The organism is Vibrio sp. 779(2023), from assembly GCF_033344285.1.
In the GTDB taxonomy this organism is placed as follows: domain Bacteria; phylum Pseudomonadota; class Gammaproteobacteria; order Enterobacterales; family Vibrionaceae; genus Vibrio; species Vibrio alginolyticus.
This window is the reverse complement of the sequence record NZ_JAWPOM010000243.1, coordinates 1-1,023: the sequence shown is the minus strand read 5'-3', so window position 1 is coordinate 1,023 and position 1,023 is coordinate 1. Positions and strand designations below refer to the sequence as shown.

Annotated in this window: 1 protein-coding gene; it reads right to left on the bottom strand. The window is 51.9% G+C overall.

Features of this window, described 5'->3' with window-relative positions; translation table 11 throughout:
* Window positions 1–1,023 (bottom strand): helix-hairpin-helix domain-containing protein (locus R8O70_RS26370; RefSeq protein ID WP_318184606.1); only part of this gene is annotated, 1,023 nt, incomplete at both ends.

Genomic DNA, 1,023 nt, shown 5'->3' with positions numbered 1-1,023 from the left:
GACGCGGCGCTGCTGATGAGCGTTGGCTGCGGTTGTCTTGACCCGGCTCGTCGTTTAAACGCATCGATAGACCGATACGCTTGCGCTGTACGTCTACTTCCATCACTTTCACTTTAACGATGTCACCTGCTTTCACCACTTCACGCGGATCAGAAACGAAACGATCCGTCAGGGCTGAGATGTGCACTAAACCATCTTGGTGAACACCAATATCGACGAAAGCACCAAAGTTGGCCACGTTCGATACGACGCCTTCGAGAATCATGCCCGGTTCTAGATCTGCAACCGAGTTAACGCCTTCAGCGAAGGTTGCGGTTTTGAACTCCGGACGAGGGTCTCGGCCTGGTTTGTCCAGCTCTTTGATGATATCGGTCACCGTTGGGACACCGAAGTGCTCATCGGTGTAATCCACCGCGTGCAGACCTTTAAGGAACGTCGAATCGCCAATCAGTGCTTTGATGTCTTTACGGTTCTTCTCGGCAATCGCTTTGACTACAGGGTAGGCTTCTGGGTGCACTGCAGAGGCATCCAGTGGGTTTTTACCATCCATAATACGAAGGAAACCCGCACACTGCTCGAACGCCTTAGGACCTAAACGAGGCACTTTCTTCAAAGTTGTACGTGCTTCGAAACGACCGTTTTCATCACGGAAGTCGACAATGTTCTGTGCGATGGTGCTCGACAAGCCTGCAACGCGCGTCAGTAGCGCTGCAGAGGCAGTGTTCACATCAACACCCACCGCGTTTACACAGTCTTCGACAATCGCATCAAGACGTTTTGCCAGCATAGATTGGCTAACATCGTGCTGATATTGGCCCACTCCGATCGATTTAGGATCGATTTTAACGAGCTCCGCTAGCGGGTCTTGCAGACGACGAGCAATCGACACCGCACCACGCAGAGATACGTCCATATTTGGGAACTCTTTCGCTGCAAGCTCAGATGCTGAGTAAACCGATGCCCCCGCTTCACTTACGATGATCTTCTGAACTTTCAGGTTGCCGCGTTTGATCACGTCTGCGA